The organism is Mesorhizobium sp. M7A.F.Ca.CA.004.06.1.1 (assembly GCF_003999135.1).
Taxonomy (GTDB): domain Bacteria; phylum Pseudomonadota; class Alphaproteobacteria; order Rhizobiales; family Rhizobiaceae; genus Mesorhizobium.
Map to the genome: position 1 here is coordinate 1 of NZ_RZPQ01001156.1, position 1,174 is coordinate 1,174.

A 1,174-nucleotide genomic window follows, 5' to 3' on the forward strand; every position below is an offset into this window, starting at 1 on the left:
GCCTTGCGTTCGGCCTCAAGCCTTGCCTTTTCCTGCGCCGCGATGCGCACCGCCTCTTCCGCCTTCTGCCGCTCCTGCTTGTCGACCTGCGCCTTGGCCGCCTCGTCGGCGGCTTGCTGTTCGGCAGCGGCCTTGGCGTCGGCGTCCGCCTTGGCTTTGGCATCGGCGTCCGCCTTTGCTTTCGCCTCCGCGTCGGCCTGAGCCTTGGCATCGGCATCGGCTTTCGCCTGGGCATCCGCTTCGGCCTTGGCCTTGGCGTCAGCCTCGGCTTTCAGCCGTGCTGCTTCCTCCTGCTTGCGCAATTCCTCGGCGGCCTTATCCCGTTCGGTCTTCAACGCCGCGTAGTAGCGCACCTCGCGCCGAAGCCGCTGCTTTTCGAGCAGCGCGGCCTGCATCGCCTCGACGCGCTGCTGCTCTTTCTCCAGCGCGCGCTGGGTCAGGAACTGCGCCAGCGGCTCACTGTCGAATGCTCGTTTGACCGCGCCGAACGGCCCCTCGGCGGTGAAATTCACGACCGGCTCGGAGCCGACCAGTGCCTCGTCGCCAGGCCGATAGGTGATCGCACCCTTGGCCGACACCGTGGCCGCGTTGAGATCCGCCGTGACGTCGGCGGACAAGGTCGCCGCCGGATTTTCCAGGCTGACCGGTGGCGCCCGCAGCGTGCCGCCGGCAACCGTGAAAGCTATGTCGGCATCGCCAGCGGCAAAGCTGCCGTCAGCGGCGATGTCGGGCGCAAAGCCGGCGGTCTTGGCCGTATCGATATCGCGCCCGATCGCATCCGCCTTGGCGAGGAATGCACTGAACGCATCTGGATTGACGCCAGCAACTTTCACGCCCTTCAACGCCGCCGTGCCGGAGCCGGACAAGGCGGCCACCATCCCTTCGACCGATTTGCCGCTGCTTGACAGCGCCGTCGAGAAATCGCCGATGCCGCTGATGCCGGCATCCGGCAGCACGGTCGCCAGATCGGCGCCCGCCAGTTTCATCTGGCCAGAGAACAGGCCGGTTCCGTCATTGTTCTTCAGTTCGAACAGGCCGGTGAGCGCCCCGCTCAGCAATTTCGCCTTCAAATCCGAAACGCGGATGCCTTCCTGGTCGAGCTTGAGCGAAAAGGCGGCATCATAGGCGGTGGCGAACCGACCGGCGGCGAGCGCTGCCGTGGTAAAGTCTAGGT

1 protein-coding gene is annotated in these 1,174 nt (G+C 66.1%); it reads right to left on the reverse strand.

The annotated features are described in order from the left end of the window. The coding region (locus EN906_RS34730) for an AsmA-like C-terminal region-containing protein (RefSeq protein WP_164777638.1) at positions 1-1,174 on the reverse strand (1,174 nt) is incomplete at both ends.